A 15,318-nucleotide genomic window follows, 5' to 3' on the forward strand; every position below is an offset into this window, starting at 1 on the left:
GAGTGCTCGTCGTCAACTACGGTTCTCATGCGTTATTGCGGGAGCACCTGGCGCCTCTCGTTGCTGCGGCGCCGAACGCGTTCGCGGTCATCGTCGACAACTGGACCACGGACGAGGAGCGGCAAGCCGTCCGGGGCCTGGCCGCCGAACACGGTTGGCATCTCGAGGCCCCCGACACGAATCTGGGCTTCGGAGCCGGCGTTAACCTGGCGGTAGCACGTGCACAGACGCTGGGCGCCCAGCACCTCCTGTTGCTCAACCCGGATGCCTCCCTGGAACCGCAAGCGCTCTCGATGCTCCGCCGCGAGGTCGTACGGAGGCCACGTGCCCTGATCTCCCCGGTCGTCGTGCGGCCGGACGGCTCCGTCTTCTCCCGGGGAAGTGCGCTGGAGCTCTCCACCGGGCGCATGGGCGCACGGCACCGGGACACGGTCCCCGGCGCGCACCGGGATCCCTTGCGGGTGCAGCACTGGCTCTCGGGAGCGTGCCTGGCGCTCGATGTGGGCCTGTGGTCAGCGTGCGGTGGATTCGACGAAGACTACTTCCTCTACTGGGAGGACGTGGATCTCTCCTACCGGGTCGAGGCGGTGGGCGGTGAGCTGGTCGTCCTGGAGGAGGTGCGTGCGCTGCACGACGAGGGCGGCACGAGTCGCGCGGAGAAGGTGTCCAACCGCGCACGTTCGGACACCTTCTACTATTACAACATTCGCAATCGCCTCTTGTTCGCCCGCAAGCACTTGGCACCGCGCGATCGCCTGCGCTGGGCGCTGATGTCTCCAATGCTCGCCCGGGAGGTCCTGCTCCAAGGCGGCAAGCGACAATTCCTGCGCTCGCTACGACCGATACGCACGGCCGCACGGGCCACCGTCGACGGGCTCCTGCTGCTCGTCGGACGAAGATCGGCGGGAGCTCGTCATGGCTGAGTCGCCGAAGTCAGGCACCGGGGCTCTGCCCCGCGGGGACGGATGGTCCGACGGATGGACCACCGACCAGTTGGAGACGCTGCGACGCTACCGGCCCTCCGGCACGGCCCGCTGGAGGCGCCACGACTGGAATCCCGTGCTCCTCGGGCTGGCCTTGCTCGTGGCGGCACTGGCGGTGATGAATGTCGCGATGCGCTTCCAGATCACAGCCGGAGTGACCACGGGGTATGCACTGGCGATCGTGACCATGCCTCTGTGGTTGGCGACGGCGGCCCGTTACAGGTACTACCCGACCGTCCTCGTCCTGGCGGTGGTGTCGGTCGCGACGGGCCTGTTCCTGACACTGGCGAGTTCCGTGACGCACGAGGTCCTGTGGTCCCGAGCTGTCGCCAATTCGGCGCTGCTCGGAGGAAGCGTACTGGCTGCGGGCGTCATCCTCTGGACGCGGCCCGTCCTGGCAGAGTGGCAGATCGGGATGTTGCTGGGTGCGGGCCTGCTCCTACGAGCCGCAGCCGCGCCGGCGGCGTCCAACCCGTGGAAGTCCGAGTGGGCCGTTCCCGTCATCGTTCTCGTCCTGGCTGTGACCCAGGCGGCGCGCTCCCGGGTCCTGGGCATTCTGGCTTTGGTGACGCTTTCGGCAATATCGGCCGTCAACGACTCCCGGTCCCTGGCGGGCATGCTACTGATGACGGCAGTGATTCTGAGCATCCAGCTCCTGCCGTTGCCGGACCGGTTCATGCGCATCGGGACCGGGCGTGCCCTGCTGTTCGCGAGCGCCCTGGGCTACGTCATCTACTGGATATTCACCCGTCTGGCCCTCAACGGCGCTTTCGGCGCACACACACAGCTGCGGTCCGAGGAGCAAGTGCTCCGTGCGGGGTCCCTCATCCTGGGGGCACGGCCGGAGATTGCTGCCACAGCGGGTCTGTTCAGGCATGAGCCCGCAGGATTCGGTTCGGGCACCGTCCTGAATCCGTCCGGGATCGCCGTGGCGCAGGAAGCGATGGGTCAGATCAACTATGACGCAGACAACGGTTATGTATACAACTACATGTTCGGCAGGAGCATCGAACTGCACTCCGGTATCGGTGACCTCTGGGCGCTTTTCGGGCTGCCCGGTCTCGTGCTGGTGGTCGTCGTCGTCTGGGCCCTCCTAAACTCCCTGGCCCACGCCTTTTCGACACGCTCCGTGACCCCGTTGCAGATTATCGTCTCGCTCCTTGCGCTGTGGAACGTGTTCTTCGGTCCGCTTTACTCACTCGGTCCCTTCCTCGTCTTTTCCCTCGGGCTCATCCTAATCCCACACGGAAAACCTTCGTTCCTGGGGATCCGTGGACCCCTCTCGGGGGATACGCCGCCTGTCCGGGGGGCCAGGGCATGAGCGTCAGTTCGGCTGCGAAGAAACAACAGTTCCGCGCGGTGGGCTCCACCGCGATGATGAAGGTCGCCGTGATGGGGATCTCCGGGTTCATCGGCATCCTCACGACCCGGATGATCATCAGTAATTTCGGCACCGAGGCCTACGCCCAGTACGGCTTGCTCGTCTCGCTGGGGAGCTTGCTCCCCTTCGCTGACCTGGGAGTGGGCACCGCCGTCATCACTGCCGTCGCGGCGTCGAGAAATCCGGCCGAGGACGACGTCGTACGTCGTACTGTGCTCACCGCCTTCCGCATCGTTCTCCTCTCCACCGTGGTCATCAGCCTCGGTGCGGTGACACTGACGGCACTGGGACTGTGGCGGCCCCTTCTGGGCGACGCCATGACCGCGGACGGCGAGTGGCCGGCCATGGTGGTGATGATCGTGTTCGCGATCGGTGTGCCCTTCGGCATAGGCCAGTGCATCCTGGTCGGTCTCGGCAGGACGACCAGGCAGATCGCCAATCAGTTCGTGGTCTCCCCGACGATGTTCCTGCTAGTGACCCTGTCGGTTGCCCTCGCTGTGCCCGCCGGCAGCTGGCTCGCCGTCTATTCCTACGCCGCGAACGGCCTGGCGGGAGCCCTGTGCTTGTGGCAGGCTGCGAGACTTGTCCGGCCACAACTGCGCAGAGTGGCGCGCCAATTGTTGCGCCCCCACGAATACCCCGGTCTAAAGGTCATGGACGTGGCGTGGCCGATGCTGGTCCAGCTCGTCGTGCTTCCGTTCGCCATGGGGAGCGACCGCCTCATGCTCTCGCATCTGTCCGGAAGCCCAGAGCTCGTCGAGTACAACCTCGCAGCTCAGTTGTTCGGCATCATTCTCCAGACGATCGCGGCAGCAGGCGTCGCTCTATGGCCGGTGTTCGCCAAGAACCGGGCGACCAGCACCGTCCAGAGCCCTTGGCAATTGTGCCTGCTGTTCGGACTGGGCGGCCTCATTCTGGCCGCTGGCCTGTGCCTGGTCTCCCCATGGGTCGTAGCATTCGTATCGGACGGCAAGATCAACCTGCATCCACCTCTGTTGCTGGCCTTCAGCGCCTATGTCATCGTGCAGGCCGCCAAGTACCCCTTGGGCATGTACATGACCGATGTGCGCGGACTGCGCTTCCAGATCGGGCCCATCATCGCCATGGTGCCGCTCAAGATCGGATTGTCCCTCCTTCTCATCCCCGTCCTCGGTGCGGCGGGCACCGTCTGGAGCACCGCGCTGGCCGTCGGCCTGTGCCAGGTTCTGGCCAACGTCTGGTGGATCCGCAGGGACCTCGACCGGCGCCGGGCAGCAGTTGATGAGGCCCAACGCGTGGCCACCGCCGCCCACAATTCGCCATCGGACAACCCCGCTCCCATGAAGGGCCGGGATCGAACGCCCTAGGGCATGTCTCTTTAATCGTGTGAGTGGTTCTGCGAGGCTGGGGGCATGTCCCGTACGGCTGTGCTGACCGATGATCAGTGGGAACGGATCCGCCCTCTCCTGCCGTCCTCCGATGGCAAGAGAGGCCGGCCGTTCCGCGACGACCGCCCCGTGGTGGAAGGCATTCTCTACCGGTACCGGTGCGGGATTGCCTGGCGTGATGTTCCCGAGCAGTTCGGGCCCTGGCAGACCGTGTGGAAACGGCACCGCCGCTACAGCGCCGACGGAACCTGGGACCGGGTCCTGGCCGCGCTGCTGACCGAGGCGCAGAAGCTTCAACTGATCGACTGGGCGGTGTCGGTGGACTCCACCATCAACCGGGCCCATCAGCACGCCACGAACTTCTCCCGCGACACAGGGGGCGGGATCGAACTACACGAATCTGTCCGACGAGCCGGCTGATCACGCGGTAGGCCGCTCCCGCGGCGGGCTGTCGAGCAAGATCCACACCCTGGTCGACGGCGCCGGACGTCCTCTGGTGGTGCTCGTGGGACCGGGTCAGCCCGGGGACGCCCCGATGTTCCCGCATTTGATGGCCCACCTGCAGGTGGCCCGCCACGGACCAGGGCGGCCCCGGACCCGGCCCGGGCGGCTGCGGGCGGACAAGGCCTACTCCTCGAGAGCAATCCGCACGCATCTGCGATCCCGAGGGATCACCGCAGTGATCCCCGAGCCCGCTGACCAGGTCGGCCACCGGAAACGCCGGGGCTCCCAAGGTGGTCGACCCCCGACCTTCGACGCCCAGGACTACAAGGGCCGCAACGTCGTCGAGCGGTCCTTCAACCTTTTCAAGCAGTGGCGAGGCCTCGCGACCCGATACGACAAGCTCGCGCTGACCTACCGCGGCGGGGCCGTACTGCGCGCCATCACCATCTGGCTCAAAGACCTATTGGGAGACATGCCCTAGGTGTCCTCGCGCGCGGCCGTCCCGCGGGGAACCGTCGTTCGGGGGTTGTTGGACGGCTTGAGCCCATGAGAGACACCCATTGTCATGATTGGGAAGTCGGTCGCCGGGTCCTACATTATGAGGTTATCCGGTCATGGGGGCACGACCGGAGGCGCATGACCATGGGGGTGAACATGCGTGTAGTGGTGACGGGTGGAGCCGGCTTTCTCGGATCTCACCTGTGCGAGGCGCTGTTGCGTCGGGGCGACACAGTGGTGTGCCTCGATGATCTTTCCACGGGCCGCCTCGTCAACGTCACGCTCCTCCAGCGGCATCCTCGTTTCTCCTTCGTGGAGTGCGATGTCAGTGACGGGATCGAGGTCCACGGGACCGTCCACGTTGTGGCCCACCTGGCGAGCCCCGCGTCTCCTCCGGACTACCATCGTCTTCCTCTCCACACACTGGCCGCCGGAAGCAGAGGCACCGAGAATGCCCTCCGGGTCGCCAGAAGCAAGAACGCACGTTTCTTGTTGGCGTCCACCAGCGAGGTGTATGGAGATCCGCTCGAACATCCGCAACGGGAGAGTTACTGCGGGAACGTCAGTTCAGTGGGACCGCGCAGTGTCTATGACGAAGCCAAGAGATTCAGCGAGGCCATCGCCATGGCCTATGCGAGAGTCCATGCCGTCGATGTCGGCGTCGTGCGGATCTTCAACACTTTCGGGCCGCGCATGCGCGCCGACGACGGGCGGGTCATCTCGAGCTTCATTGCCCAGGCTCTCAATGGGGATGTGCTGACCATTTACGGTGACGGCAGTCAGACCCGCTCGTTCTGTTACGTCGATGACCTCGTGCGGGGGATCGTGTCAATGATTGATTCACGCGAACGGGGCCCTATCAATCTGGGCAATCCGGAGGAACACTCGGTCCTCGACATCGTCCGGATGGTCCTGGCAGCCACTGGGTCCAGCTCCGACATCGAACACCATCCCCGGCCCGTCGACGATCCCCGGCGCCGGTGCCCCGACATCACTCTGGCGGTAGAGCGACTCTCGTGGGCGCCGACTATCTCCACGGTAGAGGGGGTACGCCGTACGGTGGCGCACTTCCAAGCCCGGCCCTACGACGTCGCTCGCGCTTCGGAGCCCCTGGCAGGCGCACAGTTCGGAGGACTTCCGGACGAATCGTCACTGCACTCCGCCATGTCACCGTTTCCGCAACAGACTTCCGGCGGCGGAACAGACGGCTCGATGCCCATACGACCCGCCGGTCCGGCGTCTCACATCCGCACGCCGGGCGCACTGTGACCGAATGAGAGCCGACATTTTGAACCGAACCACACTCGTCACCAGGTACATCATCGCCGGAGGACCCGAAACCGGAGACGTACTGCGGTTCGTCGCGTCACCGGATTTCGGCCTCGCCGCTCCGGCCCGAAGAGCACACGCTCCAGCGCAGCCCGGGCGGTGCACCCCCTTTCGCGCAGGTTCACGGACCGTGTGCAGGCTGCGGACATGACCGATCTGCACCGGAAGGGAAGAGCTAGAAGCAGAGCAGCATCGGCATTTCAGTGGGTCGTCCGGCGAACGTCCGGCAACGCGGAGGAGCAGTCTGCGCAGCCTTTGGTGCTGACGCCTGCAGGCCCCGTTCTCCCTGGCGAGACGGCCCAGATGCGGACAACCGCTCTTGGGACGTTCGTGCCCGCCCTCAACGCGCAGGACACCGCATTTGTGAGAGTTCTCACCGTAATGTGGGTCATGGCATTCGCCTACTTCTGGATTTGGTGGTTCCAGCCCGAGCATCGAATCGGCTGGAAGGGTCTGATCGTCAATTCGCTCCTCCTGTTCTATTTCTCCTACTTGCCCATGTACTTCCTGGCGACGGCGAACCGGCTTCGACGCATCAATCCAGAACTGGAGATCCCCCTAGTTCGCACGGCCCTTCTGGTGACCAAGGCTCCTTCCGAGCCTTGGGACGTGGCACAACGAACTTTGAGAGCAATGCTCGACCAGGACCTGCCGCATGCATATGACGTCTGGTTGTGCGACGAGTCCCCGAACGACATGGTTCGCGTTTGGTGCCGTGCCCACGGCGTGAAGTTGTCGTGCCGCCAAGGCCGCGCCGACTACCACCGCACGGAATGGCCGAGGCGGACAAAATGCAAGGAGGGGAATGTTGCTTTCTTCTACGACCACTGGGGGTACGAGGATTATGACGTCGTGGTACAGCTTGACTGTGACCACGTCCCGACGAGGACTTACCTGCGTGAGATATTGCGTCCCTTCTCGGATCCGGCAATCGGCTACGTAGCAGCACCCAGCGTCAACGATGCTAATGCGTCCATCTCTTGGACGGCCCGCGGCCGGCTACACCGAGAGGCCGTGTTCCACGGACCGGTACAGCTCGGCCACGCCATGAACCTGGCTCCGTCCTGCATCGGTTCGCACTATGCAGTGCGAACCGAGGCTCTGCAGGACATCGGCGGAATCGGTCCTGAGCTGGCTGAGGATTTTTCCACCTCATTCCTACTGACGTCAGCAGGATGGCGTTCTGCATTCGCGCACACTGCAGAAGCCCATGGTGAAGGACCCGTCTGCTTTGCCTCCATGGTTACGCAGGAGTTCCAATGGGCTCGAAGCTTGATGACACTGCTCCTCGACCTCGTGCCTCACCACCTACGGCGACTCCCTTGGCCGCTCAAAGCGCGTTTCCTGTTTGCATTGACGTACTATCCGCTCGTGAGCTTGGCGACGCTCGGGGGTTTGGCGTTGCCGGCCGTTGCCGCCGTCGACGGGACACCGTGGGTCGAAGTCGACTACGGGCGGTTCCTGGTCCACTGGTTGTCGATGGATCTTTGTCTGCTGGCCCTCGTGTACTTTCTTCGCCATCGAGGACTGCTCCGGCCCGCATCTGTCCCGCTCGTCAGCTGGGAAAGCTGGATCTACGCCTTCGTTCGCTGGCCGTTCGTTTCCTGGGGCGTCCTCGCGGCTGTGCTCCACAAGGTACGGCCGAAGCAGATCGTGTTCCGAGTGACCCCGAAGTCTGTTCTCGGGCTGAATCCCATCGCCGGGCGTCTCGTCGCCCCGTACTGCATCATCGCCTTGGTTCTGGATGTCGCTGCCCTGATCGGCCAAGCGACGACCGACGCTGTCGGTTACGTCTTCCTGTGTTTGCTCGCGGCGACTTGCTACTCGATCGTTGCCGTCGCAGTACCGCTTCTCCACGCCGCCGAAGCCGCCAGAACCAGCATGGTGGGAAGGTGGATGGCGATCCAGGAGACAGCTCGAGATGCGGTCACCCTGGCCTGTGCCACATCGGCCATGACCGTCGTCGCCATCCTCGGCTTCCCCGCCTATCTCATGGCATGGTCATGAGACTCCAGACCATTCAGGACTGATTCATTGCAGCAGAGTGCGCGCTCCCGGCTACGGCACCTCGCTGTGCTCGTCCTGTCGGTGTTCATCAGCGGAGGAGCAACAGTTGACATTCACGACTCCAGCCTCCCCGTGACCTCCGAGATCAGCATCGTCGGCGCCGACTTCTCCTCGTTGTTGCAGCAGGAAGCCAACAATCAGAAATTCCTGGATCACGAGGCCGAAGCTCCACTTGAGACCATTTTGGGCGCCCACGGTGTCAACTACTCGAGAATCCGCCTGTGGGTTGATCCTGAGCCGGGCTCGAACGATCTGGCCACTGCCCTAACTCTGGCCGAGCGCTCCGCTGGTGCTGGCATGCAGATTCTCCTTGACCTCCACTTCTCGGACACTTGGGCCGACAAATCCAACCAAGAGGCGCCGGCTGCATGGGCGACGTTCGACCAGAAGGAGATGGTCGCCGCGGTGCGCTCGTACACGGAGGACGTCGTCAGGGCCTTCGCCGAACAGGGCACACCCGTGTCGATGGTGCAGCTCGGCAACGAGGTGACCAATGGCATCCTCTGGTCCTGGGGCAAGATCGACCAGCCGTGGGGAGAGTACTGGGAGGGATTCGCCGAGCTGCACGAGGCGGGGGTTGCGGGAGCAATTGCGGCCAGTCCCGCCTCACCGCCGCGCATCATGATCCATCTACACGGTGGAGGGGACAGCCGGAGCGTAGGGCGCTTCCTCGAAAAAGCGCAGGATCACGGCATGACGTTCGATGTCGTAGGAGTCACCTACTACCCGTTCTGGAACGGTTCTCTGGACCAGCTCGGGCGTTTCCTGCACTTCGTGGCCGAACGGTACGACCGTGATGTTCTTGTCGTGGAGACTGGTTATCCATGGACTCTCGACGACCCCGCCCACTGCTCCAATGTCGTCGACGAGGCCGAAGACCTGCCGACTCCTCGTTCGCACCCACCGACGCCAAAGGGCCAGTCCGCGTACTTCGAGGATCTGCGGGCGGTCCTGCAAAGTGTCCCCGATGGCCATGGGCTCGGCTTCGTGGTCTGGGAACCGGCCTGGTTGCCGGACGTCAGGCTGGCGGGCAACGTCTGCAACAGGTATGCAGCTCTCACGCTGTTCGACTGGCACGGGAATGCCTTGCCGGCCTTGGATCGTCTGGCGCAGTGACCGTGCCGGTGGGGACCGCGAGAGCTCTCACGGAGCATGGTATTTCTGCTGCGCCTTGAGCAGTCCGTTCTCAACCAGGTTTTCCACCGCGTCGGCCGCTTCGTCGAGCAGGAAGGGCAGCTCCTTGCCCTCGGCGGAGGAGAACGGCTTGAGCACGTAGGAGGCGGCGTCCATCCGGCCCGGTGGCCGGCCCACACCCACGCGCACCCGGTAGTAGTCCTTGGTGGACAGGGCCTTGGACATGTCCCGCAGGCCGTTGTGCCCGCCCTCCCCCCCGCCGATCTTGAGCTTGAGCGCCGCGAAGGGGATGTCGATCTCGTCGTGCACGGCGACGACCCGCTCGGCAGGGATGCCGTAGAACTTGGCGAGGCCGGCCACCGGGCCGCCGGAGGTGTTCATGTAGGTCATGGGCTTGGCCAGCACCATCCGCGGCCCGCCCGGGCGCAGCCGGGACTCGAGGACCTGGGCGCGGGCCTTGTGCACCTTAAAGCTCCCGCCCAGGCGGGAGGCGAGCTCGTCGAGGACCATCTGCCCCACGTTGTGGCGGGTCCTTGCGTACTCGGGGCCGGGGTTGCCCAGCCCCACGACCAGCCATGCGTCGGACATCGGTGCCTCCATCGAAAAGGTGACGAGTGCGGTCATGCGAAGTGCGGGGCGGCCCGGAAGCCGCCCCGCACTCCGGAGGATCAGTCGAGCGGTGAGGCTCAGGCCTCGTTCTCGGGAACGACGTCGCCCTCGGGGGCCTCGGTCTCGCCCGCGGACTCGGACTCGCCGAGGTCCTGGGCCTGGGGCTCGGAGACGTTGATGACCAGCAGCTCCGGGTCGGAGACCATGGTCACGCCCTGGGGCAGGCGGACGTCGGCGGCGTAGACGTGGTCGCCCACGCCGTGGCCGTCGAGGTTGATGACGACGTCCTCGGGCACGTTCAGGGCGTCGGCCTCGACCGTGAGGGTGTTCTCCTCCACATTGTGCACGGCGTTGGGCTCGACCTCACCGATGACGTGCACGGGGATCTCGACCTCGACCTTCTCGCCGCGGCGCACGGCCAGCAGGTCGACGTGCAGGATCTCGGGGCGGGTGGCGTGGCGCTGGATGTCCTTGACCATGACCAGCTCGGTGCCGCCGTCGAGCTGGAGCTCGAGCACGGCGTTGGAGTGGCGCACGGCCAGCATGGTCTCGTGACCGGGGATGATCACGTGCTTGGGCTCGGCGCCGTGGCCGTAGACCACCGCGGGGATCTGGTCGTTGTTGCGGATGCGGCGGGCGTAGCCCTTGCCGAAGTCGCTGCGCGTGGTGGCGGGGATGCGGATGGTGTCAACCATGGGAACTCCTCGATAGCGGGTCTGTCGTCGGAATGGCCAGGCGATACCGGCCGCAGACCCTCCCCCGCGTTCTGGACGCTTCGCGGGGCACCCCGAGGGGCGCCGCGCCAGTGGGGGCGGGAACGTTCAACCAGCCGTCGTCGATCACGGGACCACAAGGGTCCCCTCGCCTTGGCAACCGCATAAGGCTAGCACGGGAGGCTGCTGCGGACATCGGCCCAGGTCATCGCGATAGTGAATTCACATTCAGCCATTATTGGCCAAAAGTAAGCATCGGCAGGACGTTCGCTTTAGAGTCGGTACCGCGGCAACCTCCACCAGGCGGAACGATCCGATCCGGGAAGGAGGTGCCAGTCGATGGGGGTCGGCTGGTTGGCACGGTCAGTCCGCTGAACGACTCAGCATCCACAGCAACAGCATTCCCTCCAAGGGGCCATGCCGTGCTGTCCACCGCTCACTCGTTCAGCGAGGCATGGTTCCGTCCACCGCTACAGGCGAAAGGACTACTGCTGTGCTCAAACAGACCGGCATCTCGCGGTCCGCTTCATGGCAGGACAACTACGTTCGGACAGTGCGAACGACGGACGCCGCAATGATGGCAGTGACTGTCGCCGCAGCCCAGCTCATCCGCTTCGGCTTCGACAGCGGGACCCTGCTCGTGCAAGGTTTCCGGTTGCCGTACTGGGGCGTTGGCGTCCTTCTCGGCCTGGCCTGGTGGGCATGGTTGGAACTGCGCGGTACCCGCGATATCCGGCTGGTCGGTCAGGGCATCGAAGAATCCAAGGAACTGGTCAATGCCACGCTGGTGCTGTTCGGCGCCATCGCCATCGTCTCCTATGCAATGGACATCCCCACGGCCCGGGGTTACGTCATTGTGGCGTTGCCTCTGGGCATGGGTCTGTTGCTCCTCGGCCGGGGCAGGATCCGACGGCAACTGGTCTATCGGCGGCAGGCCGGCGTCGGGACGTCTCGAGCGATGGTCGTGGGCTGCCCGCCAGGTGTCCTCGAAACCGTCAGATCGCTGCGGAAGCACCCTGGGGCCGGCTTCGACCCCGTGGCCGTCTACGCACCAATGTCTTTGAGGCCATTGGACCCTTCATTGGCCTCAATGGACCAGCCACCGAACCTCCTGCCTGACGGCCACTTTCCGGAAGTGCCGGGCTTGCTGGAAGCCTGCCGTGACCGGCAGATCGAGGTGCTCGTGCTGTGCGCCAGCGCACCGTTCAGTCCCGAGGAGATCCGGCACCTGAGCTGGTACCTGGCCGACGAAAGGATCCGCCTTGTTCTCGACACCGGCCTGACAGACATCGCGGGGCCGCGGATACACACGCAACTCATGGCCGGCTTGCCGCTGATCCACGTATCCACACCGAAGATGAATAGCGCCCGGCTGCTGCTCAAACGAACAGTCGATGTCGTCGGCGCTGGTGGAGCACTATTGGCCCTTTCTCCCGTCATGTTGGCTCTGGCTCTCATCGTCAAGGCCCATGACGGCGGGCCAGCCTTCTTCACCCAGGAGCGCATCGGACTGGATGGCTCCCGGTTCCGGATGCTCAAGTTTCGATCCATGTACGTGGACGCGGAAGAGCGCAGAAACGCCCTTCTTGCGGCGAACGAAGGAGCAGGCGGGGTGCTCTTCAAGATGAAGAACGATCCGCGAGTCACCACCCCCGGCCGCTGGATGCGCAAGTACAGCCTCGATGAGCTGCCGCAGTTGGTAAACGTGCTGGCCGGGCAGATGTCGCTCGTGGGTCCGCGACCGCCACTGGCAAGCGAGGTCGAGAAGTACGAGGACCATGTCCACCGGCGCCTGCGCGTCAAGCCGGGGATCACGGGCCTGTGGCAGGTGTCCGGCCGATCCAACCTGGACTGGGATCAGGCCGTGCGCCTCGACCTCTACTACGTGGAGAACTGGTCCCCGGTTCAAGACCTGGTCATCCTCCTGCGCACCGTCAAGGCCGTGCTCGCCCGTGACGGCGCGTACTGACCGTGCGGGATGCGCCGAGACCGAACGAAGCACATATCCATTTATTATTGGCCAGGGGCATCTCCCACGCTCCCGGCTGACGGCTTCCCGGTACGCGCTCTCCGGGCCCACCGTGCTGGGTCAGCTCAGCTGCCCGCAGCGGTACCTGCATCCCGCCGAAGGGTCTTGGTCACCAGCAGATAGGCGAGGATCCAGGGCTCGACGACGTACCGGTGGCCCAGCCGCCGCGGTTGCGTGACCAGCCGGTAGGCCCACTCCAGCCCGATGGGCCCGAGCCACCGCGGCGGCGGCTTCTGAATGCCCGCGTACTCGTCGATCCCGCCGCCGACGGCCGCGTAGATCGCCGTGGGCAGCTCCTCCCAGCGCCGGCTGAGGAACTCCTCCTGCAGCGGCATGCCCAGGCCCACGATGACGAAGTCCGGCCGGAACTCCTGGAGCTCGCGGACGATGTGGTCCTCGAGCACGGGGTTCCAGCCCTCCCCCGGCCAGCCCTCGACCTGACCGCCGGCTGCGTCCCGCCGGAGCATGTCCACCGTGCGGGCGTTGCCCGCGGCGGTCGCGCCGACGACGGCGACGCGCCGCACCGGGGTGCGTCCCATCAGGCCGGGCAGCCAGTCCAGGGTGCCGAGACGGTGCCGCTTGGCGCTGAGGTCGCGCCCGGACCGCCACTTGGCCAGCTTCAGGACGGGGAACCCGTCGGTCAGCACCACGTCGGCCTTCTCGTAGAACGCACGGAACGTGGCGTTGACCTCCCACGTGTACAGACTGTGCAGGTTGTGGGCGAGGACGGCGGCCTTGCGCCGCTCCTGCCACGTCGCCGAGATCCAGCGGTGCAGCTCCTCGGCGTCCATGGGCGTCACCCGGACACCGCTGACCGGGATCTCGATCGGGCCCGTGCTCTGGGCACGGCTCTGGTGCTTCAACATGCGAACTCCCCCTGTGCTGCGCCTCGGCGGCGCCTTGCTCCCCCGCCGGTACCCGGTGACCGGGCTGGCGGCTTCGGCAGGGAGCACCGTCCGTGGCGCGGCGGGATCCCCCCGGATCTCCGCCAGCACACCGGCACCCCCTGGAGCGCAGGTCCCGTGTCCACCAGCCCTGGTGTCCGGGATCATGCGCCTGCATTTACGCTAGCAAAGCAATGGCCGCATCACGCTGGCAGAACTGTCCCCAGTTAAGGGCCTGTTTGCATAGATGTGCACTTGTAAAGTCATCGATGGGGGCCGGAACCACGCCGGGGGGCGTAGGAGGAGTGTTCCGGCCCCCATCACACTCGGGGGGAGTGACCAACGTGCTCAAGAAGAACATGTCCGTGCGGCCTGCCGCTTGGCGGGACACCCACATCAGCAGCCTGCGGCGCGTGGACGCGGCCGCACTGGCCGCCACGCTGATCCTGACGCAGCTGCTGCGCTTCGGCTTCGAGCAGGAGGCGCTCAGGCTGGGTGAGCTGACCATGCCGTATTGGCTGGTGGGCGCCCTGCTGGGTGCGGCCTGGTGGGGCTGGCTGGAACTGCGGGGCGCCCGCGACGTGCGCCTGATCGGCTACGGCGTGGAGGAGAACCGGCAGGTGGTCTCCGCCACGCTGGTGCTCTTCGGCGCCCTGGCGATCCTGTCCTACGTGCTCAACGTGCCGATGGCTCGCAGCTACGTGGTGATCGCCCTGCCGCTGGGCACGCTCCTGCTGCTGGCCGGGCGCGGCCTGGTCCGGCGGGGGCTGACCCGCCGCCGGCTGACCGGCGAGGCGATGTCCCGGACCCTGGTGGTCGGGCGTGTGCCGGGGGTCGTGGAGATGCTCAAGTCGCTGCAGCAACACCCTGCGGCGGGCTTCGACCCGGTGGCGGTCTACGCCCCGTCGTCGTCGAGGGCCCTGCCCCACCACCTGGCCCGGGTGCCGATGCCCGAGAACATGCTCCCGGCCGGGGAGGCGCCGTCCGTGGAGGGGATCGTGGCCGCGTGCCGCGCCCACCGGATCGAGACCCTGGTGATGGCCGCGTCCGCGCCGCTGAGCTCGGAGGAGGTCCGGCACCTGTCCTGGTACCTGGCCGACGAGCGCATCCGCCTGGTCCTCGACACCGGGCTCACCGACATCGCCGGCCCCCGCATCCACACCCAGCAGCTGGCCGGGCTGCCGCTGATCCACGTCTCCACGCCGCGGATGAGTCGGTCACGGCTGCTGCTCAAGCGCCTGGTCGACCTCGCCGGCGCACTCACCGCCCTGGTGGTCCTCTCCCCCGTGATGCTCGTGCTCGCGGCGATCGTCAAGGCGCACGACGGCGGGCCTGTGCTCTTCGCCCAGGAGCGGACCGGCCTGGACGGCTCCAGCTTCAAGATGCTGAAGTTCCGCTCGATGTACACCGACGCCGAGGAGCGCAAGGCCGAGCTGATGGCCGCCAACGACGCCAAGGGCGGGGTGCTGTTCTTCATGGCCGACGACCCGCGGGTCACCACCCCGGGCCGCTGGATGCGCAAGTACAGCCTCGACGAGCTCCCGCAGTTCCTCAACGTCCTCAAGGGCGAGATGTCCCTGGTGGGCCCGCGCCCGCCGCTGCCCTCCGAGGTCGCCCAATATGAGGAGCACGTCCACCGCCGGCTGCGGGTCAAGCCCGGCATCACGGGGCTGTGGCAGGTCTCGGGTCGCGACGACCTGGACTGGGAGCAGGCCGTGCGCCTGGACCTCTACTACGTGGAGAACTGGTCCCCGGTCCAGGACTTCGTGATCCTGCTGCGCACGGTCAAGGCCGTGGTCGCCAAGGAGGGCGCGCACTGACGAGCCGGCCTCTCGGCCCCGGCACGGCGCCTCACAGGCAGTGGCGGCGTCCGCAGGAGC

12 protein-coding genes are annotated in these 15,318 nt (G+C 65.8%); 9 read left to right on the plus strand and 3 right to left on the minus strand.

The window, feature by feature from the left end; all coding sequences use genetic code 11:
• Nucleotides 1-2 precede the first annotated feature (2 nt).
• From ACPYN7_RS15435 to ACPYN7_RS15465, 7 genes are all read left to right on the plus strand, one after another.
• A complete protein-coding gene (locus ACPYN7_RS15435; RefSeq protein ID WP_424348222.1) occupies nucleotides 3-923 on the plus strand; it encodes a glycosyltransferase in 921 nt (306 codons plus the stop codon).
• A complete protein-coding gene (locus ACPYN7_RS15440) occupies nucleotides 916-2,304 on the plus strand; it encodes a hypothetical protein (RefSeq protein ID WP_424348223.1) in 1,389 nt (462 codons plus the stop codon). The genes ACPYN7_RS15435 and ACPYN7_RS15440 overlap by 8 nt, the downstream gene beginning before the upstream one ends.
• The gene (locus tag ACPYN7_RS15445) at nucleotides 2,301-3,710 is read left to right on the plus strand and encodes a lipopolysaccharide biosynthesis protein (protein WP_424348224.1); all 1,410 of its coding nucleotides are present in this window, start codon (nucleotides 2,301-2,303) and stop codon (nucleotides 3,708-3,710) included. Before ACPYN7_RS15440 ends, ACPYN7_RS15445 begins: the two co-directional genes overlap by 4 nt.
• Nucleotides 3,711-3,755: 45 nt before the next feature.
• A protein-coding gene (locus tag ACPYN7_RS15450) for an IS5 family transposase (RefSeq protein ID WP_424348225.1) occupies nucleotides 3,756-4,656 on the plus strand; the annotation gives its coding sequence in 2 pieces (ribosomal slippage) (nucleotides 3,756-4,106 and nucleotides 4,108-4,656; 900 coding nt in all).
• A gap of 155 nt (nucleotides 4,657-4,811) precedes the next feature.
• A complete protein-coding gene (locus tag ACPYN7_RS15455) occupies nucleotides 4,812-5,942 on the plus strand; it encodes a UDP-glucuronic acid decarboxylase family protein (RefSeq protein WP_424348226.1) in 1,131 nt (376 codons plus the stop codon).
• A 207-nt stretch (nucleotides 5,943-6,149) separates the two neighbouring features.
• The gene (locus ACPYN7_RS15460; protein ID WP_424348227.1) at nucleotides 6,150-8,009 is read left to right on the plus strand and encodes a glycosyltransferase family 2 protein; all 1,860 of its coding nucleotides are present in this window, start codon (nucleotides 6,150-6,152) and stop codon (nucleotides 8,007-8,009) included.
• A 132-nt stretch (nucleotides 8,010-8,141) separates the two neighbouring features.
• Nucleotides 8,142-9,185 carry a glycoside hydrolase family 53 protein gene (locus tag ACPYN7_RS15465; RefSeq protein ID WP_424348228.1) on the plus strand — a complete coding sequence of 348 codons (1,044 nt, stop codon included), beginning with the start codon at nucleotides 8,142-8,144 and terminating at the stop codon, nucleotides 9,183-9,185.
• 27 nt (nucleotides 9,186-9,212) lie between these two features.
• Here the strand turns inward: ACPYN7_RS15465 and pth are convergent, their stop codons facing one another.
• Both pth and ACPYN7_RS15475 read right to left on the minus strand, forming a co-directional pair.
• Nucleotides 9,213-9,791 (minus strand): aminoacyl-tRNA hydrolase, encoded by a 579-nt coding sequence (pth, locus tag ACPYN7_RS15470; RefSeq protein ID WP_424348229.1) that lies wholly within the window; start codon nucleotides 9,789-9,791, stop codon nucleotides 9,213-9,215.
• A gap of 98 nt (nucleotides 9,792-9,889) precedes the next feature.
• Complete coding sequence (locus ACPYN7_RS15475; protein WP_424348230.1) at nucleotides 9,890-10,507, minus strand: 50S ribosomal protein L25/general stress protein Ctc; 618 nt, start codon at nucleotides 10,505-10,507, stop codon at nucleotides 9,890-9,892.
• A gap of 511 nt (nucleotides 10,508-11,018) precedes the next feature.
• Between ACPYN7_RS15475 and ACPYN7_RS15480 the strand changes: the two genes are divergently transcribed.
• Nucleotides 11,019-12,494 carry a sugar transferase gene (locus tag ACPYN7_RS15480; protein WP_424348231.1) on the plus strand — a complete coding sequence of 492 codons (1,476 nt, stop codon included), beginning with the start codon at nucleotides 11,019-11,021 and terminating at the stop codon, nucleotides 12,492-12,494.
• A 125-nt stretch (nucleotides 12,495-12,619) separates the two neighbouring features.
• On the opposite strand, the gene ACPYN7_RS15485 is transcribed toward ACPYN7_RS15480, so the two are convergent.
• Nucleotides 12,620-13,420, minus strand: coding sequence for a WecB/TagA/CpsF family glycosyltransferase (locus ACPYN7_RS15485; RefSeq protein ID WP_424348232.1), 801 nt, complete (start codon nucleotides 13,418-13,420; stop codon nucleotides 12,620-12,622).
• A gap of 353 nt (nucleotides 13,421-13,773) precedes the next feature.
• Here ACPYN7_RS15485 and ACPYN7_RS15490 point away from each other — a divergent pair, with 353 nt between their 5' ends.
• Nucleotides 13,774-15,258, plus strand: a complete 1,485-nt coding sequence (locus ACPYN7_RS15490; protein ID WP_424348233.1) for a sugar transferase — start codon at nucleotides 13,774-13,776, stop codon at nucleotides 15,256-15,258.
• The last annotated feature ends 60 nt before the right edge of the window (nucleotides 15,259-15,318 follow it).

This window comes from Kocuria sp. CH-021 (genome assembly GCF_049716185.1).
Classification (GTDB): domain Bacteria; phylum Actinomycetota; class Actinomycetes; order Actinomycetales; family Micrococcaceae; genus Kocuria; species Kocuria cellulosilytica.

What these genes read in the sequence shown, in the direction of transcription:
- ACPYN7_RS15455 (WP_424348226.1), top strand. Translation starts at nt 4,812, where the DNA reads ATGACCATGGGGGTGAACATGCGTGTAGTGGTGACGGGTGGAGCCGGC.
- ACPYN7_RS15440 (WP_424348223.1), top strand. Translation starts at nt 916, where the DNA reads ATGGCTGAGTCGCCGAAGTCAGGCACCGGGGCTCTGCCCCGCGGGGAC.
- pth (WP_424348229.1), bottom strand. Translation starts at nt 9,791, where the DNA reads ATGTCCGACGCATGGCTGGTCGTGGGGCTGGGCAACCCCGGCCCCGAG.
- ACPYN7_RS15485 (WP_424348232.1), bottom strand. Translation starts at nt 13,420, where the DNA reads ATGTTGAAGCACCAGAGCCGTGCCCAGAGCACGGGCCCGATCGAGATC.
- ACPYN7_RS15460 (WP_424348227.1), top strand. Translation starts at nt 6,150, where the DNA reads ATGACCGATCTGCACCGGAAGGGAAGAGCTAGAAGCAGAGCAGCATCG.
- ACPYN7_RS15445 (WP_424348224.1), top strand. Translation starts at nt 2,301, where the DNA reads ATGAGCGTCAGTTCGGCTGCGAAGAAACAACAGTTCCGCGCGGTGGGC.
- ACPYN7_RS15475 (WP_424348230.1), bottom strand. Translation starts at nt 10,507, where the DNA reads ATGGTTGACACCATCCGCATCCCCGCCACCACGCGCAGCGACTTCGGC.